General features: G+C 48.5%; 19 protein-coding genes. 8 read left to right on the forward strand and 11 right to left on the reverse strand.

The annotated features are described in order from the left end of the window. The first annotated feature begins 191 nt into the window (after positions 1-191). The gene (locus PIL01S_RS14165) at positions 192-923 is read left to right on the forward strand and encodes a hypothetical protein (protein ID WP_127538054.1); all 732 of its coding nucleotides are present in this window, start codon (positions 192-194) and stop codon (positions 921-923) included. A 119-nt stretch (positions 924-1042) separates the two neighbouring features. On the opposite strand, the gene PIL01S_RS14170 is transcribed toward PIL01S_RS14165, so the two are convergent. Together PIL01S_RS14170 and PIL01S_RS14175 are read right to left on the reverse strand one after the other, a co-directional pair. Next, a complete protein-coding gene (locus PIL01S_RS14170; RefSeq protein WP_127538055.1) occupies positions 1043-2299 on the reverse strand; it encodes an acyltransferase in 1257 nt (418 codons plus the stop codon). A 121-nt stretch (positions 2300-2420) separates the two neighbouring features. Next, complete coding sequence (locus PIL01S_RS14175) at positions 2421-3398, reverse strand: LCP family protein (protein WP_127538056.1); 978 nt, start codon at positions 3396-3398, stop codon at positions 2421-2423. Positions 3399-3579: 181 nt separating this feature from the next. Here PIL01S_RS14175 and PIL01S_RS14180 point away from each other — a divergent pair, with 181 nt between their 5' ends. The 3 genes from PIL01S_RS14180 (at position 3580) to PIL01S_RS14190 (ending at position 7373) form a co-directional block, all read left to right on the forward strand. Further along, positions 3580-4131, forward strand: a complete 552-nt coding sequence (locus PIL01S_RS14180; RefSeq protein ID WP_164764232.1) for an undecaprenyl-diphosphatase — start codon at positions 3580-3582, stop codon at positions 4129-4131. 213 nt (positions 4132-4344) lie between these two features. Beyond that, positions 4345-6081, forward strand: coding sequence for a methyl-accepting chemotaxis protein (locus PIL01S_RS14185; protein WP_246058269.1), 1737 nt, complete (start codon positions 4345-4347; stop codon positions 6079-6081). Positions 6082-6581: 500 nt separating this feature from the next. Continuing rightward, the gene (locus tag PIL01S_RS14190; RefSeq protein WP_127538058.1) at positions 6582-7373 is read left to right on the forward strand and encodes a C40 family peptidase; all 792 of its coding nucleotides are present in this window, start codon (positions 6582-6584) and stop codon (positions 7371-7373) included. 140 nt (positions 7374-7513) lie between these two features. Here PIL01S_RS14190 and PIL01S_RS14195 read toward each other — a convergent pair whose 3' ends face one another. Then, complete coding sequence (locus tag PIL01S_RS14195) at positions 7514-8422, reverse strand: ArsR/SmtB family transcription factor (protein WP_127538059.1); 909 nt, start codon at positions 8420-8422, stop codon at positions 7514-7516. Between the two features lie 177 nt (positions 8423-8599). Here PIL01S_RS14195 and arfA point away from each other — a divergent pair, with 177 nt between their 5' ends. After that, positions 8600-10105, forward strand: a complete 1506-nt coding sequence (arfA, locus tag PIL01S_RS14200) for an arabinosylfuranosidase ArfA (RefSeq protein ID WP_095288907.1) — start codon at positions 8600-8602, stop codon at positions 10103-10105. Between the two features lie 66 nt (positions 10106-10171). Here arfA and PIL01S_RS14205 read toward each other — a convergent pair whose 3' ends face one another. The 4 genes from PIL01S_RS14205 to PIL01S_RS14220 all read right to left on the reverse strand — a co-directional run bounded on the left by PIL01S_RS14205 (position 10172) and on the right by PIL01S_RS14220 (position 15249). Next, complete coding sequence (locus tag PIL01S_RS14205; RefSeq protein ID WP_127538060.1) at positions 10172-10960, reverse strand: MBL fold metallo-hydrolase; 789 nt, start codon at positions 10958-10960, stop codon at positions 10172-10174. Positions 10961-11067: 107 nt separating this feature from the next. Beyond that, positions 11068-11568, reverse strand: a complete 501-nt coding sequence (locus PIL01S_RS14210; RefSeq protein ID WP_127538061.1) for a DUF5381 family protein — start codon at positions 11566-11568, stop codon at positions 11068-11070. 80 nt (positions 11569-11648) lie between these two features. Beyond that, on the reverse strand, positions 11649-13394 hold the full coding sequence (locus tag PIL01S_RS14215) for an ABC transporter ATP-binding protein (RefSeq protein ID WP_127538286.1): 1746 nt from the start codon (positions 13392-13394) through the stop codon (positions 11649-11651). Between the two features lie 106 nt (positions 13395-13500). After that, positions 13501-15249, reverse strand: a complete 1749-nt coding sequence (locus PIL01S_RS14220; protein WP_127538062.1) for an ABC transporter ATP-binding protein — start codon at positions 15247-15249, stop codon at positions 13501-13503. A gap of 355 nt (positions 15250-15604) precedes the next feature. Between PIL01S_RS14220 and PIL01S_RS14225 the strand changes: the two genes are divergently transcribed. Continuing rightward, a complete protein-coding gene (locus PIL01S_RS14225; RefSeq protein ID WP_127538063.1) occupies positions 15605-16528 on the forward strand; it encodes an S-layer homology domain-containing protein in 924 nt (307 codons plus the stop codon). A gap of 135 nt (positions 16529-16663) precedes the next feature. Here the strand turns inward: PIL01S_RS14225 and PIL01S_RS14230 are convergent, their stop codons facing one another. Both PIL01S_RS14230 and PIL01S_RS14235 read right to left on the reverse strand, forming a co-directional pair. Further along, positions 16664-18193: a glycoside hydrolase family 43 protein gene (locus tag PIL01S_RS14230; RefSeq protein ID WP_127538064.1), complete on the reverse strand. Its 1530-nt coding sequence runs from the start codon at positions 18191-18193 to the stop codon at positions 16664-16666. Positions 18194-18205: 12 nt separating this feature from the next. Further along, positions 18206-19888, reverse strand: a complete 1683-nt coding sequence (locus PIL01S_RS14235; RefSeq protein WP_127538065.1) for an ABC transporter substrate-binding protein — start codon at positions 19886-19888, stop codon at positions 18206-18208. Positions 19889-20133: 245 nt separating this feature from the next. Here PIL01S_RS14235 and PIL01S_RS14240 point away from each other — a divergent pair, with 245 nt between their 5' ends. Next, a complete protein-coding gene (locus PIL01S_RS14240) occupies positions 20134-21003 on the forward strand; it encodes a helix-turn-helix domain-containing protein (protein ID WP_127538066.1) in 870 nt (289 codons plus the stop codon). A gap of 72 nt (positions 21004-21075) precedes the next feature. After that, positions 21076-21921 carry an EcsC family protein gene (locus PIL01S_RS14245; protein WP_127538067.1) on the forward strand — a complete coding sequence of 282 codons (846 nt, stop codon included), beginning with the start codon at positions 21076-21078 and terminating at the stop codon, positions 21919-21921. Positions 21922-22042: 121 nt separating this feature from the next. Here the strand turns inward: PIL01S_RS14245 and PIL01S_RS14250 are convergent, their stop codons facing one another. Both PIL01S_RS14250 and queF read right to left on the reverse strand, forming a co-directional pair. Beyond that, positions 22043-23317 carry an MFS transporter gene (locus PIL01S_RS14250; RefSeq protein ID WP_095288916.1) on the reverse strand — a complete coding sequence of 425 codons (1275 nt, stop codon included), beginning with the start codon at positions 23315-23317 and terminating at the stop codon, positions 22043-22045. A 287-nt stretch (positions 23318-23604) separates the two neighbouring features. Next, positions 23605-24078: a preQ(1) synthase gene (gene queF, locus PIL01S_RS14255; RefSeq protein WP_095289120.1), complete on the reverse strand. Its 474-nt coding sequence runs from the start codon at positions 24076-24078 to the stop codon at positions 23605-23607. Positions 24079-24177 lie beyond the last annotated feature (99 nt).

Here is a 24177-nt window from a genome sequence, read left to right on the forward strand (position 1 = left end):
AAGGACTATTCGACTAGATCATGGAGTTATACCCAGTATAGCGGATATGAATTGAAAAAAATAGGATCTTTTGTGATGAATTGTGAAATATTTGATGACTTTTTGTATTTTTATGGGATAAAAACGGGTGGATTAGGCTCAAACTAGGTGTAGACCACAGTATTTCGACATACGAAAGGCGGAAAATAAATATGAAGCACCTATGGAAAACATGGCTTGTAAGCAGTTTGGCAGCCATGCTCATATTAGCAGCAACGGGAAATGCTGCCTCAGCCAGTGCGGCAGAAAAGCCTGACAGCACCGCAATGACAACTCCGGCAGCTTCCCAGCTTGACAAACAACCATGTATGCAGGCAAGCCATGGATTATTTATGATTGGTGAAACAGCCGATCTGCTCGGCATTGGACTCCGAGATCTGAAGGAGCAGATGGAGCTAGGCAAGACATTGAGCCAGATTGCCAAGGAGCGCAAAGGTCTAAGCGAAGAGCAGCTGTTACAGAAGCTCAAACCATCCCTTGTGAAACGTCTGGATCAAGCTGCTGCAGAAGGCTGCCTAACCAAGGAGCAGGTCTCGGCAGCCAAGGCTGGCATGGATGAAAAGTTGAAAAAGGTGATCAATACTCCCCTCAGAGAGCTGCGTAGGGAGTTTGCAGGTCATGGTAGAAAACATGCTTCCTTGAACCACAAGGCGATTGCTCAATTTATCGGCATTACGCCGGAACAGCTTCATGAGCAGTTGAAAAGTGGAAAGTCTCTTGCTGAAGTTGCTAAAGCACATGGAATTAGTGAAACACAGCTTATTGACAAGCTGAAGGAGCAATTAACAGGGGATTTGCAGCGGCTCGTGAACCATAAGGGCGGGGCACATCCGATTCCACGGGAGCATGCACCGGGGCACCCGGCTTCGACCGAGTCAGATTAATGTATGTATATGCAGGGCGCCTGGTCTTCCTCGGAAGACAGGCGCCCTGTTTCTCGTCAACATAGGTGTATAACGAGGTTGACTGAGGTTTACTTTTACTAGCTAAGTGATCAGCTCTTCTAGCTTGTTTCGGAAGAATGGCCTGCACTTGCACTCAGCGGTGTAACTGATCCGGCTTTAAGCCGAGGCTCTACAGGATCGGAGCTTTGAACAGACGAGTTTCGGCTCCGCTTACGCTGTAAACCAACCGTATACCGGGAACCTGGTAACCGGGATAGTCCATAGCTAATGGCCAGCGCTGTGGCAGTTGTCACCAGAAATGACAGCAAGGTTACGGGCAGATGCCAGCCGCCAAGCTGGAGTGGTCTGGTGAAGTAGGCGATCGCATAAATAATCAGAGCATGCACAAGATATCCCCCGAACGAATAGCGGCCGATCCAGGTGAGCGCGCCCAGAAACTTCGTTGTTTTACCTCGTAATAGGACAAGGAATCCATATAACATGAACATCTGCGCCATAATAATAATGAACGTTGTCGGCTTCAGATATGTCGATATATTAAGATTAACAACATCCCCAGAACCTCTGAGCACATCGTAACCCAGCCAGAAGTACATGCCAATGAAAAGACTGATCATCCATGGGAGTGCACGAATGGTCCAGTTTCTCCAAGTGTCTACAGCCCAAGCGCAAACTGCCCCAAGTAAAAAGTAGAACCAGTACATCACCCAGGAATAGGAACGATACTCCAGCAATGTCGACCAGGGCTTCGCAAGTGCCGCTGTCCAGCTGGCCATGTCGTAATAGGACCACTTCATCAGCAAGCTATACATTCCCGCTGCAAGCAGAACAAGCAATAGAACGGAATGCATGCGCGTTATTCTGGTGATTTTGGTAAGCTGGCTGTTCACGAATTGAACCCCGAGCCGGAACAAGGGAAATAACACATAAAACTGAAAAATCATGATGACAAACCAGAGATGATATCCTGTCTGAGGGATGAAAAGCTCGCGGATTAGGCTGCGTACATCAGGCGTGCCCGAGAGCCAAAATGCAGGTGTGAACATGCGAACAGACAGCCAGTAGATCAGTGTCCAGAGAACAAAAGGAACATAAATATCACCAAATCGTTTTCGGATAAATGGACGGTATTCCGGCTTGACCTGACGATGATGATAAAAAAGCATCACACCGGACAAAAAGACAAAGGTCGGCGTTCCGAACCGGGTGAGATGATAGATCATGGTCAGCATGACGGAATCCGGCTGTTCAATATCTGAACGATAGATGTATTCCGCAATATTATGCTGCATGACGATGGCGAGAAACGCGATCCCGCGCAGCTGCGTCCACTCTTCTATACGCGGTTTACCCAAGATGGCCCGCCTCCTTCCAATACACAACATCATTAAAGGGTACTATCTCAACATTAAGAGGAGATTAAATGGTGAAAAAAGGATAAAAAAACGGCGGTCCAAAAGGCCGCCGCTTTTCTATTTATCGTTGCTCTGCCTGAGCATCTTCCTCGAACAGATTTTGAATGAATGCCTGGAGTTTATTTTTGTCCACGCCCAGAACCTGGGCAGAACCTGCAAGCTCGTTGGTTAACAATTTATTAGGTGGAATCTGCTGTTTGTCCACTTCATTGACATTAATATCAAACCCGAGCGAGGCCAGCTTCAGCATCTGCGTAGGGCTGAGGTCTGTTTCGATATAAGGGGCAACCGCCTCCAGGATCTCTGGAATTTTGAAGAGGGAGGTAGTGCTTTGCAGCTTCTTGGCAAGCTCGGTCATGAAAATTCGCTGCCGTTCGGTGCGCGTGAAGTCCGATGTGGCATCATGCCGAAAACGAACATATTGGAGAGCCGTTTTCCCGTCCATGTGCTGAAGTCCTTTTTTGAGATCAATGTCATACATATGTTTGTCAGCTTTACTGGTGTAGTACATGTCTTTTTCCACATCAATATCAATGCCGCCTACGGCATCGACAAGAGCCATAAAGCCGATGAAGTCCGTGTATACGTAATGCTGAATCGGAATGCCGAGCAGATTGCTTACCGTTTGTTTGGTCAATTCAGCGCCTCCGTATGAAAAAGCTGCGTTAAGCCGGCTTTTGCCATGTCCGGGTATTTCCACATATGTATCTCGCAGGACAGAGAATAAATGCGCTCGTTTGGACACCGGATCAATGGAAGCCACCATGACCGAATCGGAGCGCCCGGCATCATCACCTCTGGAGTCACCCCCGAGAAGCAGGATGTTTACGCGTTCCTTGCCTTCCCACTTGGGAATTGGTGTTGTTGTAGTGTCCGTACCAAGGTCTGTCTGAGGATTGGATGTAGACGATGAGGAAGTACCTGAAGCGATTGAGATGCTATTGGCAAAATGTACAATGGAATATCCGTAATATACGAGGACACCTGTTACGGCAAGTGCCAGGGTTAGGGTTGTCCCCCATAACCATTTTTTAAGCATAATCTTCACCTTTCTATTGTTGAACTGATATGTAACCCAGACTATTTTAACAAAAAGTAAGGAAAATGTCCCCTTTGATTTCGAATATTCGGTCATCGGTTGCATTGTTTGACAAATCGTTGGTCGGTATTATAGTGTAAAAACGAATCACGTTTTATGTCATGGAGGTATGAACGCAATTATGAATCAATCTGTTTTTAACTGGATCAACCAATTTGCGGACCGGGTACCGCTTCTGGACTGGTTTATGATCACTTCAGCAGAATATGCCGTGTGGATTATGATTGCCCTTCTGGTTATTGTCTGGTTCCTGGGTAATCCGGCCAAGCAGCGTATTGTCTTTTATGCATGTGTAGCATCTATTGTGGCTCTTGTTCTTGCCAAATGGGGCATTTCTCCAGCCGTTGGTCATCCAAGACCCTTTGTGGAAGGGAATGTACATCAGCTGGTGCCGCATGTACCGGATCCATCTTTTCCAAGCAAGCATGCTTCATTTGTCTTTGCCCTTGCTGCCGCTTCATTTTTCATCGGACGTCGTTTCGGATGGTGGATGCTGCTGCTTGCCGTGCTGACTGGGGTATCGCGTGTATATGTAGGTGTGCATTATCCGGGAGATATTCTTGGCGGATTTATTCTGGGCAGTCTGGTCAGTGTCATTCTGATCGCGACGCGTAACTATACGAAGTCGGTTCCTGATTTCTTTATCCATATCCATCGGAGAGTTTTCCGTTAGAATAGCGCTTATGATGTGGGGACAAGGATTGGGGGATATATACTTTGAAGTCTTGAGTTTTGGCTGTGCCAAAGACTTGAGGCTTTTTTGTTTTTAGGACGAAGTTACATGAAATTGATGAAAATTAAATTTGGAATATCTACAATTCATGTCGATAGATGTCGATATACTATTCATACGTATTGGTTTATGGCCAAGTTGGGAGTGGGGAATATGAAAAGCACGCGGGGAAACGCGTTGGGGAAATTGAAGTTGACGATTCGCATGAAATTGTTGACGGGATTTATGATTGTAGTCGCATTGCTTGCCTTCGTAAGCAGCTATGCCTTGATTCAGATCTATGATATGTCCAATACTTCTGAAGAGATCGATCAGACGTGGATGCCGAGCGTCAGTCTGTTGGGCATGATGAATGGCGACGTCTCGGATGTGGAGCGTCTGGCTCTTGCAGTCATTGTCGAGACGGATGAAAGTGAAATCGCGAAGATGAATGAGGCTTTGGAGCAGCTGCAAGTCAAGATTGAGGATGAGAGCAAACAGCTGCTTGACCTTGTTAAGGGCAGTGACGAAGCAATGGCACTGTATGATACGTTCAGCACCAACTATGATGCCTATTTGGCCAAAATGCCTGCTTTTATCGAGCTGGGCATGGCTAACAACTATGTTGAAGCCAGCAGGCTGCATAATGAAGCATATCCGCTGTGGTTCACAGCCAATGATACCATTGCTCAGCTGATTACGATGAGTAATGAATTAGCAGGGCAAGCCACAGCTGATTCATTGAACGAAGCAAACAGAGCATTTATCATTATTTTGGTGGTAACAATTATTGCTTTCCTGATTGCACTCTTTATTGCTTTCTTCATTGCAAGCATCATTTCGAGACCTATTCAGAAGATGAACGAATCGGCGATGCTAATTGCAAACGGTGATCTAACGGGCGAAACGATCACGCTGAAAAACAAGGATGAGCTTGGCACGCTGGCTGCTTCCTTCAATACCATGACGGGCAACTTACGTGCAATGATTCAGTCCGTTTCCGTGACTTCCGAGCAGGTAGCTGCTTCTTCCGAAGAACTGCTGGCGAGTGCCGAGCAAAATACGCAAGCATCGGAGCAAATATCCGCAACTGTGGAGCAGCTGGCTGTGGGCACATCTGACCAGGTGAATATTGTGAAACGTTCTTCCCAGGCGATGAGCGAAATGGCCATTGGTTCAGAGCAGATTGCAGAGCTTGCTCAGAGCGTATCCGTATCGGCTGTAGATGCAGCGAATCAATCGGCTGAAGGGAATATGATTATCCAGCAGGCTGTGGATCAAATGGGATCGGTGCGTACGTCCATTGCTTCACTTACAGAGCTCGTAACCGGGCTTGGAGAACGTTCTGCAGAGATTGGCAGCATCACGGAGGTCATCAACAATATCGCCCGTCAAACCAACCTTCTCGCATTGAATGCTGCGATTGAGGCCGCACGTGCAGGGGAGCACGGACGAGGTTTCGCCGTTGTTGCCGGAGAAGTTCGTAAATTGGCCGAAGAATCATCGGAGTCCGCACAGAAAATTACGGACCTGGTGCAGCTCATTCAGAATGACACGAACCATGCGGTACAGGCAGTAAAAGTGAACAGCAGTGAAACAGAAGCCGGAATAGAGATGGTAACTGCGGCAGGACAAGCCTTTGAGCAAATCTCAGAAGCAGTGAACAAGGTCGCTGGTGAAATTCAGGAAGTATCTGCCGGATCCGAAGAAATGTCAGCAAGTACGGATGAAGTGGTTCGATATGTGGATCAAATCTCGAATATTGCTGAAGAAGCATCAGGCGGGGTACACAATGTATCTGCAGCAACTGAAGAACAGCTGGCTTCCATGGAAGAGATTGCGTCATCGGCTGGTTCTCTCTCCAAAATGGCAGAAGAATTGCAAGAACAGATCAACAAATTCAAAGTATAGAAAATATCAGAGACGGTTACTTCATGCGCGCAGACCTGCGTCATGAGTGACCGTCTTTTTTTGCTCTAAAGCAATATGGACCTATCTATTTTTCGAGAAGGGAAGGAATTCCTGAAGCAGCTTTTAGGAATTTGAATCAATAAAGCGGCAGTTTTTGCTGATTTTAGACGTAGTAATGTTTACCACTTATGGAATTTGCAAATGTGGTGGTGGGTATATGGACCTATATACTGGTTTAGTTGAAATAACCTATCCGTAACAGCTGGAAACGAAGTGGTATCAAATAGTTACAATATTTTAACCTTTAGAAAACACTTCATATTCCTGCTGTTTTTCATGTGGATGGCGGTTTCATTCCTGATTCTTAGTGCTCAAATGGCCTGAGATGAATACAGGACTTTAGTCTGATGATCACGATGGACAGCCCGTTTACAATGGGGCAAGCCCGGAGAGAACGAAGCCAGGTTAAAATTCTGTAACATCAGGGGGAACACGACATCATGAACTGGAAAAGTAAAATTATTACCGCGAGTCTAACAGCAACGATGCTGATGGGAAGTCTGACGACAGGAGCACTAACGGCACCGGTATCTGCAGCAACGGCCGAAAATGCCAAACTGAAAGTGATCTGGGGAGTTAACATGCGTACTTCACCATCTTCTTCTGCGAGTGTTGTTCGTATGGTGGGTAAAGGGGAGACCATTACCGTACTTCAACAATCTGGATCCGCATGGTATAAAGTAAAAGATTCCAGCAACCGGACAGGATACATATCCTCTTCATCTAAATACACCAAAGCCGTTAGCGGCAGCACAACGACATCGGGTTCCAGCAGCACTTCTGTAACAGGCAGCGCAGCTGTGGAGAAAGTTATTGCTGCTGGCATGAAATATTGGGGCACGCCTTATGAGTTCGGAGCGAGCAGAAACAGTACTGCTACGTTCGACTGCTCCAGCTTTGTTCGCCAGGCATTTATTGATGCCCTTGGGATCAAGCTTCCTGCAGATTCACGTCAGCAGGGGACTTATGTAAAAGGCAAAGGTAACGTTCAGACGGATTGGAAAAAACTCAAGCGTGGGGATTTGATGTTCTTTATGTCGTATAAAGGCACGAAAGCTTCCTCTTATGCTGGGGTGAACAAGTCTACGGCAAGAATTACGCATGTCGGAATCTATCTTGGCGACGGAAAAATACTGCACACCTATTCCAATGCTGGTGGCGGAGTAACGACCAGTGACATCTCGGGCAAGCACTGGGAACATCGCTTCCTCTATGGCGGAAGTGCACTGTAAAGCTAGTTATTATTGATAGTTCCAGGCTCACTTTGAATTCGAATGAACTGAGTGACGGAAAACTGGATACAGCAAAAAAAGGCCTTCCATCATCGCCGAACAGGCAGATGGAAGGTTTTTTGGTTTTTCTTTTCAAGCCTCTAATCCTGGTAGTAGAGACGGAACAGTATATCCTGATTATAGTTGCCGAATCCCTCACCGTATAAGGTAAGACCTCCTACATGCTGGGCATCTTCTTCTACCGACAATCGCAATGTCCATTGATTGCGCTCGACCGGAATATCCGAGAGTGTTACTTCAGAGACACGCTGCCCATCAATAAACGTACCTTCCTGCGTGATCCGAAGCACTTTCAGCATGCCATACTGATTGACACTTTCACTCCACCAGTCAGGCGTGAATACGCCGCGGCCATTCCCTGAATCACCTGGGCTAGTCCATTCACCGACCTGTATTCCGTTGAGCATAAAGGTAATATCCGAGGGCCAATTGGGATTGACCGAAGGCGCCTCTGAACCGATCTCCAGCGATAATTCAATCGAGTTGATCTGCTGTCCCGGTAAGAGGTAGTTTGGAATTTTGTATTCCACAAATCCACGTCCGAACCAGAGAATATTGGCGTGCATCCGCTCGGGATCCAGGAAGTACCGCGGGTCATCATATTGCCCGATCACATGATTGACTGTAGCCAGGCCGCAGGTGGGATAAACGTCAAAATGGGTATAATGCCCGACGGGTACAGCAACCTCATGCACCTTGTTCGACATACCGGTATCCTGCGGCATGGAGATGCCGATCCAGTCGATCGCAAGGCTGTTCATTTTGTGGGTACCGCCGTCCTTGCGGACCATCTTGGATTGAATGATGCCGACATCCTGCAGCTTGCGAACGTGCATCGTTACGATGGCACTGCTTAGTCCAAGTGAGGCGGCGATATCTTTTACGTTCATCGGATTCTCGGCAACAAGTCGTATAATCTGCAAGCGCACTTCACTGGCAAGTGCTTCGTATAAGGGCAGCCATTCGGCATCCGTATTTGCTCTAATCATGGGGTTCCTCCATTATTGGATATAGAATTAAGTTAAACATAAATCCATCAAAAAGAATAACATTTTTAAAAATTCAGGTTGAAATTAGGGTTATAATCGATTTTAATATAAATATGAACGTTGATCCATAGATTATCAATTAATTTTTTTATTAATCTTAAGGAGCTGAACTTCACGATGGTAAAAGCAAAAATGACGGTAGACAAGGATTTCACGATTGGTGCAGTCGATAAACGTTTATACGGTTCATTCATTGAGCATCTCGGACGCGCCGTATATGGCGGTATTTATGAGCCGGGGCATTCCTCTGCGAACGAAGCGGGATTCCGCACGGATGTGCTGGAGATGGTCAAGGAGCTGCAGGTGCCGATTGTACGCTATCCTGGGGGTAACTTTGTATCCGGTTACAATTGGGAAGACTCCGTAGGACCCGTTGCAGAACGTAAACGCAGACTTGAGCTGGCTTGGAGAACCATTGAGACCAATGAATTCGGTTTCAACGAGTTCGTGGATTGGTCCAAACTTGCGAATTCCGAAGTCATGATGGCCGTCAATTTGGGGACACGGGGCGTAGATGCAGCCCGTAACATCGTGGAGTACAGCAACCATCCGGAAGGTTCATATTATAGTGATCTGCGGATCAAGCATGGTTACAAGGAGCCGCATGCGGTCAAAACCTGGTGCTTGGGTAACGAGATGGACGGCCCATGGCAGATCGGTCACAAAACGGCAGAAGAATATGGACGGGTTGCCCTGGAAGCAGCGAAAGTCATGAAATGGACTGACCCAACCATTGAGCTGGTTGCCTGCGGAAGTTCATCACTGGGTATGCCAACGTTCCCGGAATGGGAAGCAACCGTACTGGATCATACCTATGATCATGTGGAATACTTGTCACTTCATCAGTATTATGGCAACGCGGATGATGACACTCCTACGTTCCTGGCGCGTTCGCTGGAGATGGATCGATTTATTGAGACCGTCATGGCAACCTGTGATTACATCAAGGCGAAGAAGCGCAGCAAGAAAACGATGTATCTGTCTTTCGATGAGTGGAACGTGTGGTACCATTCCAATGAAAGTGACAGGAAGCTGGATCCGTGGCAGATTGCACCTCCACAGCTGGAGGATGTATACAACCATGAAGATGCGCTGCTTGTGGGCTGTATGCTGATTAGCATGCTTAAGCATGCGGATCGCGTGAAGATGGCCTGCCTCGCACAATTGGTCAACGTTATCGCGCCGATCATGACGGACACAGGTGGTGCTGCCTGGAGGCAGACCATTTTCTATCCGTTTATGCACGCTTCCGTCTTTGGACGTGGAACAGCACTTGTGCCATTGATTCAATCAGCGAAGTACGATACGAAACAAATTACGGATGTACCGTACCTGGAAGGGATTGCGGTGCATAATGAAGAGCAGGGTGAAGTAACTGTATTTGCCGTGAACCGTCACCTGGAAGATTCTCTTCAGCTTGAAGTCGATCTGCGCAGCTTCGGACAATGCAGCCTGCTGGAGCATATCGTACTGGAAAGTGACGACCTCAAAGCCGTGAATACGGCTGCACAGCCGAATCGGGTGGCTCCACATAACCGCGGCGGGGCAGAAGTGTCGGGCACGCTGGTTACTGCAAGTCTGGCGAAGGCTTCCTGGAACGTGATTCGTTTGAAAATTCAATAAAAATAAGTGTAAGTGAAGAAAAGGATGTTTCCGTCATGACGTGACGGGAACATCCTTTTTTACTGTTCAATTTAACGGGTCTTTACCCAGCTCCGATTTTGAATCAAATACGAAACTTTCGCCATCCCGGGGAATGAGAACTTGTCCGTCCTGCTGTTCGGAAGCCAGATAACTGGCGAGATCCAACCGGGTCATCATGCAATGGTTAATGGCATCCATATGAACAGCGATGACATGTGCATCCGGTGCATGTCGTTTCACTGCAGCTACATCCGGTCCGTCCATGGTGATTGGGTCACCTTGGGTAAAACGGGCACCCCCCGCGTTCACAACGATCACTTCCGGTTGATATCGCTCTATGGCCTCGGCCGGTTCTTCGCACCAGATCGTGTCTCCGGCAATATACGATACGGGTTCGGCATCAGCCTCAAGCACAAAACCGGACACCCTGCCCATCCGCTCCGCGATTTCCCCCGTGCCATGTTGGCCTGAAGTTCGTGCAAAACGCACGGAATGGAACTCATATTTCTCATCCACCGGATGAACGCTCGTAAAACCGGCTTCGATAAATATGTTCTCATCACCAGGCTGACACAGCAAAGGCACATCCTTGCGGAGTCGTTCCGCTGCGGCTGCATCCCAGTGATCGATGTGGGTATGGGTAACAATCACCAAGTCCGGATTGGTGTAATCGGTCTCTGTTTCTGGCAAGGCAACTCTCGGATTACGTAGATCATTAGGGGTGTTGGGAAAGGCAGGCATCTCTTCAGGATCCATCAACATCGGATCAACCAGAATATTCAGCCCGGCATATTCAAGCCACAGGGTGGCATGACGAATCAATTGAATTTTCATTGCAGCTGCACTCCTTCAAGATAGGTTTATATTCTCCTATATGGTATACAACCCGTTTTCACGGTAAATAACGCGCATAACCAAGAAATGGATGGGAGAAGTAAGCTTCAAGTATCTCGCTGCCTCTTTTCGCGCAGGTTCAACTGCAGCAGAATCTCGGCTCGGAGCAGTTCCTTGGAGGTAAGTAAATGGCCAGTCCGGATGTAAAGCCGTTTACCGTCCTTCAGATGCAGGGCGAGCAGGGGAGTTGAGGATAACATCCAACTGCTGGCCCCGGATGGTGTAAGTTCGATATGACGTATCTTATGCCAAGGAACGGTCCTTCCCTGGGTTACGAGTGCTTCATCATTCCAAGAGAATAACACGGTGGATCGTCTGGTTAAGCCCGACAAAAACATGAAAAACAGTGGACCCACGAGCCACATGCCAATAATGGCAGCAATCGTGTAGGGCAATGTCTGCCATCTCCCCGCGTATTCCACATAATTGATCCAGAGTAGAGCTGCACATAACAGTAAAAATATAAGACACAATGCGCTTTTCCAGAGCATAGTACTCCGGCGATAGCCTAAATGCTGATCACCAAACTCAGCTGTTTCGCGTTGCAAAGGCCACTCCTCCTTATCATCATCTGCTCCAAAAACAAATCATGCCGCACTGCAGCGCAGGCGGCACTTATTGGCATTCATTACCCCGGAATTGCCGTGTCACCACCGGTCTCCCGTGCATGGGCGTACAGATCGGCGTAGATGCCTTCGGCTTCGATCAGATGCTGATGTGAGCCTTCCTCGACAATTTCGCCATGTTCCATGACCAGAATCCGGTCTGCGTGCATGACGGTAGACAGGCGATGTGCAATGACAATCGTGGTTCGACCCTGAGATACCGTTTCCAGTGCCTGCTGCACCAGCTGCTCGGTATGGGAATCCAGATTGGCGGTTGCCTCATCGAGAATGAGTATACGGGGCTGGAATACCACAATGCGGGCAAAAGAGATTAACTGACGTTCCCCGGCAGACAGACCGCTACCTCGTTCCGAGAGGCGGGTATCGTATCCTTGCGGCAGTCGTGAGATCATGGCGTGTGCCCCGACAAAACGGCAGGCTTCGATTGCCTGTTCTCTCGTAATATCCTCCCGAAACATGCGGACATTGTCAATAATGGAGCCTGAGAACAGAAAGGGTTCCTGCTGAATAAGCCCCACAATACGGTGCAGCTTGGCCTGAGGCAGCTGCCTAATATCCGTGCCGTCGATTTCAATGCTGCCCTGATTGACATCGTAGAACCGATTGAGCAGGGAGATCAGCGTGCTCTTGCCAGCTCCCGTTGTACCCACAATGCCAACCATTTCTCCTGGATAGAGGTGCAAATTCAGATGCTGAATGAGTGGGCGGTCTGCCCGGTAGCCGAATGACACATCGTTAAAATCAATTTGTCCCATCACGTCCCGGGGCTCTAGTGAAGAAGCGGTCTCTGCTTTTGGATCTGCGACCTCGGGTTTGGTATTCAGAATGTTCCAGATCCGATCCATGGACACGGTAGTGGACTGGAACGTATTCCATTGCATCGTAATCTGGTTGATCGGCTGGAAGAACTGGCGGATGTAGCTGATAAACGCATACAGCACCCCGACCTGAAGCGATTCACCCAGCACGGCGCGTCCGCCAAGCCATACCATCATCACCAGGGCGGCATTGCCCAGAATGTCAAACGTCCGGTTGAAGATAACATTGGAACGGGCCTGAGTAATGTTGGCCTTCAAGTGTAACTTGTTTTGCTCTGTGAAGCGTTTCTTCTGTTCCTCCTCCTGGTGAAAGGCCTGAATCAGAAACATGCCGGACAGGTTCTCCGCCGTAAAAGCAATCAGGCGGGAGAGACGGGTACGGGCATTTTGATAGGCCTGGCGCAGCTTGCTGCGAAACAGGATGGCCACAATGGCGATAACGGGCAGTACAATCAGCGAGTAACCTGCGAGCACCGGATCAAGCTGGAACATGAAGAAGATAATAAGCACCAGCATCATGCCATCCCGAATCAGACTGAGCAGTACCTGGGTGAAGAAACTGCTGATTGTCTCCGTATCGCTGGACACATTCGTGACCAGACTTCCGATATGGAAGCGGTCGAAGAAGGACATGGACATTTTGGAGATGTGCTTAAAGAGATCTTTGCGAATGCGGGAGACGATGTTCTGACCGACATGCTGCAGCAGGTTGTTTTGTATATAGGTAAAAATAAAGCTGATTACAGCCAGTGCCAGATAGACGGCAGCCAGTTTTATAAGAAATCCCACGCTGGTCTGGCCGATCGCCAGATGATCATCAATAGCGATTTTGACCAGATATGGCTGGAGCAGATCGGCGGAGATCCCGAGCAAGGAGCATAAAAAGATGCCCAAAAAAGCAAATCGATGAGGTTTGGCGTAGCTCATCATCGCTTTAAACGATGAACGCTTGCTGAGTTCTTTCTCTGTGCCCGAACCCGTATGGTTCCCGGATGAGGTATGAGGTACGGGGTTCGCTTCGGTATGGGCGCCAGTCTTATGATCCTTCATGATGCAATCCCTCCTCCTGCAAACGGTAGGTCGCAGCATACAGGCCCTCTGCGGCCATCAATTGCGAGTGCGTGCCTTGTTCAGCGATGTGTCCCTCATCCAGCACAATAATTTCATCCGCATGACGGACGGCGCTGATGCGATGGGAGATAATCAGGGTAGTCTTGCCTTTGCCAATTTCCTTCAGGCTGCGCAGGATGCCACTTTCCGTTACCGCATCAACGGCACTCATACTGTCGTCGAGAATGAGGATCTGAGCCTTTTTGATCAATCCCCGAGCCAGGCTGGTTCGCTGACGCTGACCGCCGGACAATGTTAGTCCACGTTCGCCGAGCAGGGTGTCGAACTGATCCGGGAAGCGAATAATGTTGTCGTAGATCATGGCCTGCCTTGCACTGCGTTCCACGGTGTCCAGCGGTACCTCCCGGTCACTGAATACGATATTGTCACGAATGGTGGTGCTGAACAGGAAACCATCCTGCGGGACATAGGCAATGCGGGAACGAAGACTTTCCAGCGACAGCTGCCGAATGTCTGTGCCATTCATACGAATCGTGCCTTCAGGCGGTTCATATGTACGAAGCAGCAGTTTGACCAGGGTGCTTTTGCCAGAGCCGGTCTTGCCCACAATGCCCACGGTCTGTCCTGCGGCAATCTTCAGACTGATGTGCTTAAGAGCAGAAGCTGAGCTCCCCGGGTAGGAGAAGGACAAGTCTTCAATGGTGATGTCATTTACGGCATTCAGGGTTTTGGCCCCGGAGACTTCCCGGACATCCGGTTTTTCTGTCAGCAGATCGTTAACCCGTTCAAGGGACGCTCCCGATCGCTGCATGGTATTGATCACATTGCCAATCTGCTGAAGCGGTCCCATAATGATCCGCAAATATAGCGTCAACGCGACAAAGCTTCCGAGTGTAATGGAATTTTGCATCGTCAGAATACCGCCGACAAGCAGGGAAACAACGAGCGAGATGGCCCCAAGCAGTGGCAGCAGCGCTTGAAACAGGGAAGAGAGGCGAACGAGTCGCAATTGTTTTTCCTTAATGGCATCTACAGTTGCGCCAAATCGTGCACGGGCACCGTCTTCAATGGCGAACGTCTTCGTCACGCGAATTCCGCCGAGCTGCTCTTCCGCAGATTCGGTCATGTTCGCAAGGGCATCCTGCACATCGCGAGAACGCTTGCGGATGCGGGGGCCAAAGAACACAACCAGAAAGGGTATGGCCAGCAAGGGAAGGATACTGATCAGAATAAGGCTCATTGGAATGCCGCTAAGCAGCATCATGACGATACAGGAGATCAGCAGAAATGTAGCATTTGTCATCATCGTCACCCCGTTGGAAATGGCTTCGCGCACGGAGGTAACGTCATTCATGACATAGCTGAGCAGTTTTCCGTTTCCTTGCTTGGAAAAGTAGTGCTCGCTCAATTCGGAAAACTTGCCGAAAATGCGTTCGCGTGTCATGAATTCGAAGCGGCGTCCCAGTCGCATAATCATGAACTGTCCTGTTCCGAAGAGAAGGTTGTAGGCGATGGCGATGGCCAGAAGCCACAGGCTGTAACGGATGACCGTATTCATCTGAAGCGTATTCTGCATGAGCTGGTCCGTGAAACTGCCCAGAATACGGGGCAAAGAGGCCTGACCGACATTGGAGGCAATGATCAGCACAACGGCAGTCAGATACACGGGCCAGTTGGAGACGACATAGCTTCGAAGCAATCCTGTCTTGGACATATCTCGGGTTCTCCTTTGTTCGGGTGAAGTTAGGTAAGGTACGGAGGCAAGAAAAGGGCCGACACCTATAATTAGCGCGTCGTGCCCTCTTACTTTATGCGATCCAGTTTGCTATTTATCCGTTAACGAATGATTTCTTCTTTTCTTATTTTTGCGCTAATTCGTATCATTGTCAACGAAGCCGGGAAGAAGAGCATGAAAGTGAAAATTCGCAGGCCATGCAGACATGTATATGTAGTTTTTTGCACAGGATTACCCTAATGTCGAATTCTCTGAAACATTTTCTGAAGGTGTCCCGTCTGTAGGATTGAAGAAGTCAAAAATAGGGTTTACTAATCTTAGGAGGTGCCAGGAAATGAAACATAAAAAAGGATTGGCTGCAACACTTGCGCTTTGCGTTTCTCTGACGGCAGGAGGTGCGTCTGTACTCGCCTTTTCAGACGTGCAGGATGAAGGACAAAAAACCATTGTGGATTCCCTGAAATCCAAAGGGATTGTCAGCGGAGTAACGGCGGATCTGTTCCGTCCGGATGCTGCGTTGTCCGAGCCGCAGGGTGTTCAATTGATTGTAAAGGCATTTGGATTGAAGAATGAATATGCTGCGGCATCCGCGCAAAACAAAATTAGCCCGGATACCTGGTATGCAGATGCTGTACAGGCTGCAACCCAGAATGGTCTGTCGATTCCGGTAGAATTGAATCCACAAGGCAAGATGACACGCGAGCAATTTGTTATTTTGCTTCATGAAGGCATCAACACAACCGGGAATTATCCGGTCGTTATGAAGTATAATTTTGTTAAGGACGAAAATAAAATTGGTAAGGACGCCATATCTGCAGTCCAGAACCTGCTGAACATGAACATCATTGAACTGGATAAGGACGGTAACTTCCGTCCAGATCAGTCGCTTACCCGTATGGAGGCTGCAAGCATGATCTTCAATGCACTTGAATTTGTGGATAAGCATGGCAATGGCGGCTCAGCTGAGCCAGCTCCAGAGACTCCGGGGGAAGGCCAGCAAGCCATCGTACCTGAAGTGAGTTCTACCAAGGTCGATGACAAAACAACCAAGGTGAAACTCACGGCTGAAATGCCTCATCCTGGTTACGGCTTGAAGATTGATGATGTCAAACTGGAGAAGGATGGACGTGCGATCGTGCTGTATTCCATCGTTCAGCCGGATCCGGACATGATGTATCCGATGGTTATCACGGAAGTTACGGCAGAGACGGATATTCCAGCCGGGTATACCGCTGAAGCACAGCCTTCCGGCAAGTAAGACCAATTGTATTGGGAATGAACCTTGTTAGATTGATGATGTAAGAAAGAACTTCATCGCTAGAATATGCTTAAAACCCACCGCGGCCAGATCAACATGGACGGTGGGTTTTTTGGTATGTTTGCATGGCTTATATCAATGATTAGTCCTGGTTTCCTCTTGCGGCTCATAGTCGAACCAATCGAACTGAGCTGGCGTACCCACTCCGGATGGAGCATGGGCGTACATGGCGATGATGATGCCGGTGAAGCCGCCTGCCACTTCGGTGGAGAGCAGATGGGTTTCGCCAGATCCAATCAGGATGTCCTTCCCCAAGCCGTGCTGCAGGAAAAACGTGAATTGATTACGATCTGTCTGAATTTTTAATCTGACGGGGCCTGTTCCACAGTCGTGAATCTGTTCAGTTTGTAATGAACCTACGGTTCGACGGAAAATAACTTTCTTCTGTCCATGAAGCTGCTTAATCGCCAGATCATAATGATATTTTTCATTCATGAAGACCGTTAATCCGGCTTCTTCTTCTTCCTGTAGGGGCTCATAGTCCAGCCCGGCAGCGATGCTGCATTGGAAATGACTCAAGCGCCGCCCAACAAATGCGGGATTCCCCTGCTCATGAAGGGAGAGGGAGTTACCGCATAAAGTCAAGTGACCCCGATTCGAAGTTAGTGACCAGCTGCCGGGAGCCGGATTTCGCAGGAACACCCAGCCCAGCCCCAGTGTGGGCAGGTCAAAATGGTCTCGAACTGCTGGCGATGGCCACGGCGTTTCCGGCAGCTGCGGTCCAGTCATGGCAGGCTCGATATGTCCGTTATTGCCGATGACTGGCCATCCATCTTCCGTCCATGTGACTGGGGCAAGGAACGTCTCACGTCCCAGATGATGCCGAAGCGGATAGGCAGCAGGACGAATGCCGAGGCAGACCGCCCACCAGCTTCCATCCTGAATCTGGATAAGGTCTGCATGCCCTGTAGCATGGATGCTGGTCTTCATGCTTCGATTGGACAGGATCGGATTGGCGGGACATGCTTCATATGGTCCATAGGGATCGTTGCTGCGGGCAATGGTAACCATATGACCATATTCCGTGCCCCCTTCAGCAATCATCAGATAATACATGCCATTTACTTTGTACAGATGGGGTGCCTCAGGTGCGGCTCCTCCTGTTCCTTTCCAGATTAATCGGCTGTCGGTTAATCGTTCTCCTGTCTCGATATCAATCTCGCACTGATAGATGCCTTCACCTTCTGAACCGTTACAGGCACTTTGGAAGTATACCCGGTCATCTTCATCGAACAAAAGGGAGGGATCAATGCCTTTCTGATCAACATAAACGGGTTCCGACCAAGGGCCTTCAGGCTGAGGGCTGCGTACATACAGGTTGCCACCTGCACTTACATTGGTCGTGATCATATAGAACCAACCTTCATGATGCCGAAGGGTTGGCGCATAGATTCCCCCGGAAACCCATGCATTTGCAAGTACAATCTGTTGGTCAGAGGTTAGCACATGGCCAATTTGCCGCCAGTGGACCAGATCTCGGCTGTGGAATATGGGCACTCCTGGAGCATATTCGAAGGTACTGGTCACCAGGTAATAATCTTCATCTACCCGGCAGATGCTCGGATCAGGATAAAAGCCGGGTATGACGGGATTGCTGTATTTCATCTTGTATTACTCCTATTCATTCCAAAGTTTAACGCGGTCCTGTACATACTTGGTAAATCCCTGTTCCATTTTCTCAACGCCGGCATCAATCAGCATCTGCTGATACTCATTCCAGATGGCCTCGAATTCCTCCGGTTTGGCCATAATGGCCTGCGGGATCTGCTTCCATGTGATGTCCTTGACCTTACTTGAGATAATGTTGATCTCGTCCTCGCTCGGCACGGAGATGTTCCATACGGCCCCCCAAGGTTTGGCCGGAAATTCCTTTTCATTCGGGAACAAATCCATCCATGTTGTGGCACCATAAGCCTTGAGTGTTTCCTTATCAGCATCCGTATAATTTTCCACAATCTGGTCCGGGAAGTTCTTGGTGTAATAATTGCCGGTAGAGTCTTTGACACCATCTCCATAATGAGCTCCAAGGTTCGTGTAAAATCCGATACCCGATTCCCTGCTGAACGCAATGTTATCATTCACGATACGTTCCTGTACTTCAGCGGGGACAACACGGGTGCCATCCTTGACTTCATAATGCTTGCCTTCAATCCCCCAATTGTTCAGTACCTGGGCTTCATCTGAAGCAAGGTAGTCCAGGAACTTGATCGCCCGGACCGGATCTTCGCAGTCTACGGTGATGCCAACACCCCAGCCAGCCATAAAGCCTGTTGATTGATAACGATTATCCTTGTATTGATCCGACAACATGACGGAATAGTGTCCGTAAGTCTGGTCATTTTTCCCGGCAGCTTTCAATGCCTTTTCGCCATCAGCATAGCCCCAGTCCACATCGGTCAGGCCGATAACCCGGCCAGATGCGACTTTGGACAGATACTGGTCATTCTTTTGCACAAAGGACTCCTTATCCAGCAAACCGGTATTGTACATGTGGTTCAGCCACTGGAAATATTCCTTTTCACCTTCAGTGCGGAAATGATAAGAAGCCTCATAGGTTTCCGGATCGATGTAGTATTCACCGTCACCTGATTTGCCGGTCGTTTCGGCAGCCGGGTTCGTTACGGTAATCTGAATGTGCCAGTCGTCCGCATTCAACGTCATGCCGATGTTTGGATTGCCATTTTCATCGGTAGGATGTTTCTCCAGATAATTGCGGATGACATTCTCGTAATCCTGTAACGTTTTGATCTCAGGATATCCAGCTTCCTTCACGGCTCGATGCTGCAGCTGGAAGCCGCCGCCTGCGACGAAGTTGACCCCATCAATCGCAGAGTATGTTGGAATGACGTAGATGGAGGGATCATCATTGCTGTAGCGAAGCCGCTTCATTTCATCCCCGAACAGTTTTTTGAGGTTGGGCGCATGCTCTTCAATCAGATCGGTTAGATCAAGCATGGCCCCGGCATCAATCAATTTGTCCAGATCCCCTTTTGGACTGATCAGATCCGGGTAATCCCCGCTTGCTGCGATGAGTGCCAAACGCTGGGAAGGATCGGACATGGCGAACTCCGCATTCAGGGTTACACCTGTTTGTTTGGTAATTTCCTTTCCGACATCATCCTGCATGTTGCTCCAATTCGGATTGGCATCTGCACCGAAGAAAGTGAAGGTTACCGGAGCAGTTTCATCACCGCTGGAGCTGACATTTGTTGCACCTTCACTGCTGCATCCTGCAAGCAAGCTTAATGAGAGTGTGAGCGCGACTGACCATTTGGGAATATTTCTTATCGATTTAACCATGCTAACCCCCTGAGATATTGTATTTTTGAATGCGTTTACAAATCTGGTCTTAAAAAAATCAGACTGCCCATAGAGCAGAATCATGATCATGTGTTTCTGATCGTATACACCTCCTCAATTCGTCTTCCACTGGCGTCTCTACATGATGAATTATATCGGGGTAGTAAGGTGGAAACCTTGATTTTTCGGTCCTGGAGTAGCATGATATAGACATCAATCCAACTGGAATTGTGGAGGAGAAACGATTGAGCAGCGCGTATCTGAACTGGTTTACATCTGACTTGCAGTTTCCATTTTATATTCAGTACGGTGGGCATGAGGAGGATACCGAGCTGCATCAGCACGTCGATTTTTCGGAGCTCGTGATTGTGCTGAACGGTAATGCCACGCATGTTGTACATACAGAGGAGTATTTTATCAAAAAGGGCAATGCCTTTGTCATTAACGGCTCCACACCTCATGCTTACAGGGACCCTCATGACTTTAAAATCTGCAATATTATGTTCAGACCGGAGATGCTTGCATCCATTGGACCGGATCTGAAGAAATCGAACGGGTTTCAGGCGCTGTTTGTCTTGGAGCCATACTATCGTAATATTCACTCCTATCCTGGCAAGCTGGCGCTGCCCATTCCCAGTCTGGAGTATGTGGAATCACTGATTGCGATCATGATTGAGGAGTATCATGGCCAGCTGCAGGGCTATCAGACGATGCTGCTCTCGCGATTCACGGAGCTGGTCGTCTACCTGTCGCGGCACTATGATACGCAGGAAAAGGGGATGGAGGGCAACCATCTGATGCACTTGGCGAATGCCATATCCTATATGGAAGATCATTACCTGGAGCCGCTGACACTGGAGGAGATTGCAGGTAAATCCAATATCTCGGTAAGGCACCTGAATCGGATCTTTCGCTCTTATTATCAGATGACGCCAATTGCTTATATGTTGACGCTCCGCCTGGAGAGAGCATGCAGCTTGTTGAAACACAGTGGCCTGACCATAACCCAGATATCCTATGAATGCGGCTTTAACGATAGCAACTACTTCACCCGTCAGTTCCGAAGGGCTTATGGAGTCTCCCCTAAGGTATACAGGCAAAATCACATCGATTAGTAACCAGAATCCTTTTTCAACGTATACAATCCATAGCTGAAATAATTAATCGAACATACAGGAGGATCACATATGGATTCACGTGAAACATTGGATCACGAGCTTGAGCAGATTCTAAAGTGGGAAAAGGAACAGAAGGATTTATTCATCTGGGATAAAATCGGGCGTTTGCCATTTGCGATGCTGGATAAAGTCATGCCAAAAGCAATCAAACAGAAAATTGGTGATGCCCTGAACGAAGTTGGGCAGTATGTACAGAATGGCGGCAAATTTCTCGTTCAGAAAAAGAAGGTAGCCAAGCTGCTTCAAGAAGAAGCGGAGAGATCGGGTTACTCCATGAAGGACCATACCTATCGAATGGAAGAGGATGCCGAAGCAGAAGGGACTGCCAAAATTCATAGTGTAGAAAATCTGCCGCTTGAAGTGTTGGACCGCGTTGCTGACAACATTACGGAGAGCAGAACCAAATTTGCCGCAGCACAGGGTGCCGCAACAGGAATTGGCGGTATTGTAACGATCGCAGCGGATATCCCGATGGTGATGGGGCTTTCCCTGAAGGTACTGCAAGAGATGGCGTTATGTTACGGATATGATCCCGACGATCCCCAGGAACGGATATTCATTGTGAAGTGCCTGCAATTCTCCTCTGCCGACATTGTAGGCAAGAAGGCAATTATTGATGAACTGGCCGAGTATGACAATCCGGACAAGCAAGTACAGGTCGTTTCACAAATGCAGGGCTGGCGTGAGGTTTTCAATTCCTATAGTGAATCCTTCGGCTGGAAAAAGCTGTTCCAGCTTATCCCGATTGCGGGCATGGTGTTTGGTTCGGTAAGCAACAAAAATACGATTAGCGATGTTGCCGAAGCAGGTAAAATGTTATACAAAAAAAGGCTGATTCTTCAGCGCTTGAAGTAATAAACCATTTAATAAATAAAAGGGCTCCCGCCAATCTGTATACCAGATTGGAGCGGGAACCCTTTTTGACGTTTATGAGGTTTATAGAAATGTAGTAACAGTACCAGTATCAGTATCCTTTTTATTCCTCACTGCCGTTTTCATCTGCCCAGCGTTTCAGTACCTTATCCGAAGGCAGCAGGAAGGTGAATATGCCGATCAGCGGCAGAAAGCTGCACATCTGCATGACTGGAGATACACCGAACACGTCGATCCAGTTTCCCAGAACAAGCGCACCGAGTCCTCCCATACCGAATGCGAGCCCGGTGATTAATCCGGAGACGGTTCCGATTTTGCCCGGAATGAGCATTTGGGCATAAACCACGGTCACCGAGAAGCTGGATAGCATGATGAATCCGATAATGGTCAGCAGCACGCCGGTCCAGAACAGATTGGCATAAGGCAGCAGCAGCGCAAGTGGAGCGGCTCCAGCCATCGACAGGAATATCATGTTGCGTTTGCCGAAGCGATCTGCCAGTGGACCTCCGAAGAACGTGCCAAGTGCGCCAGCGGCCAGGAACAGGAAGATGTAGATCTGTGCATCCTCTGTGGAGAGACTGAACAATTCCTTAAGATTAAACGCATAGAAGCTGCCGATGGAAGCGACATACCATGAACGAACAAAGACGAGCATAATCAGAATCGTGATGGCAGCAGCTATCTTTTTGCGAAGTGCGGGATTTGGAGCACGACGGGCAGCCGCCTGTTTGCGAAGATAACCTCCGGATTGCAGCATGCGGCCGTACCAGCGGGCAATATAGATCTGTACGGCAATCCCCATGGCTGCAATGCCGGTGAATCCGATGGCACCGAACAAGCCAAACGGGATGAAGATCCATCTCGTCAAGAGCGGAGCAAGAGACTGTCCGGCGTTGCCACCCACCTGGAAGATGGATTGAGCGAGACCCCGACGAGGCCCTGCGGCCATATGGGATACCCGGGAACCTTCCGGGTGAAAAGCGGCCGAACCAAGCCCGACAAAGATAACGGAAATCAGGACAGCCATATAACTGTCAGCAAACGCCAGCAGAAGCATGCCGGTGAACGTGAATCCCATGCCGATCGGCAATATCGAAGGCGTCGGCTTCTTATCTGCAAACCAGCCTACAACAGGCTGCATAATGGATGCGGTAAAGTTGATAGCGAAGGATATCCATCCGATCTGTGTGTATGTAAGATGCATGGAGTCTTTCAAGATTGGAAAAATAGCCGGTATGACAGACTGGATCGAATCGTTAAACAAGTGAACCAGACTGATGGCAATCAAGATCCGGTAAACGGTGCTCTGGGCATCCAATCCGGGTTGGTTTTTCGAACGCATGGCAGCGTCCTTGGATAATGAAGTTTGCATGGACATGTACTTTTCTCCTTTGGTCGCGGTCACGAAGGATCAGCGCCTGATAATGTAGTTTGCCTAAGCATATTGTTACATAATAGGATAGATTGTTGGAAGCGACAAGGGGAACAGGTAAAATAATGACATTCCATAAAATATATTAACCGCTCTTGATAGGTTCGATCGAACCTTTGAGCGATTGAGGGATTACATAAATAAAAGCCGAATTTCTTCGGAGTGAAGAGTTCGGCTTTTAAGTGTTCTATTATTTTCGATATACTGCACAGCGGAACAGAAGTGCCGGAGAATTAACGGTTATCAATCGTTTCCGGATACATGTCATGATTCATCATGCGGTGTTCAGCCATCTGCTCATACTTGGTTCCTGGCTTGCCGTAATTGGTATACGGATCAATGGAAATGCCACCGCGCGGCGTAAATTTGCCCCAGACCTCAATGTAGCGAGGATCCATCAGCTTGATCAGGTCGTTCATGATAATATTCACACAATCCTCGTGGAAATCCCCATGGTTGCGGAAGCTGAACAGATACAGTTTAAGCGATTTGCTCTCTACCATTTTCACATCGGGAATATAACTGATATAAATGGTGGCAAAATCAGGCTGACCCGTGATTGGGCACAGGCTCGTGAATTCCGGGCAGTTGAATTTTACAAAATAATCGCGGTAGGGATGCTTGTTATCAAAGCTTTCCAAAATGCCGGGATCATACTCGAACGTATATTTTACGCCCTGGTTACCCAGCAGCGTCACATCTTTCATTTCATCAGGTTGTCTTGTCAATGGGTTAACTCTCCTTGTTCCGTTCAAGCGCGAAGCTCTCCGGTATATATGATAGGGATTCCAAGTTTTAAATATGAA

Origin of the sequence: Paenibacillus illinoisensis NBRC 15959 (genome assembly GCF_004000925.1) — a bacterium.
GTDB classification, from domain to species: Bacteria; Bacillota; Bacilli; order Paenibacillales; family Paenibacillaceae; genus Paenibacillus; species Paenibacillus illinoisensis.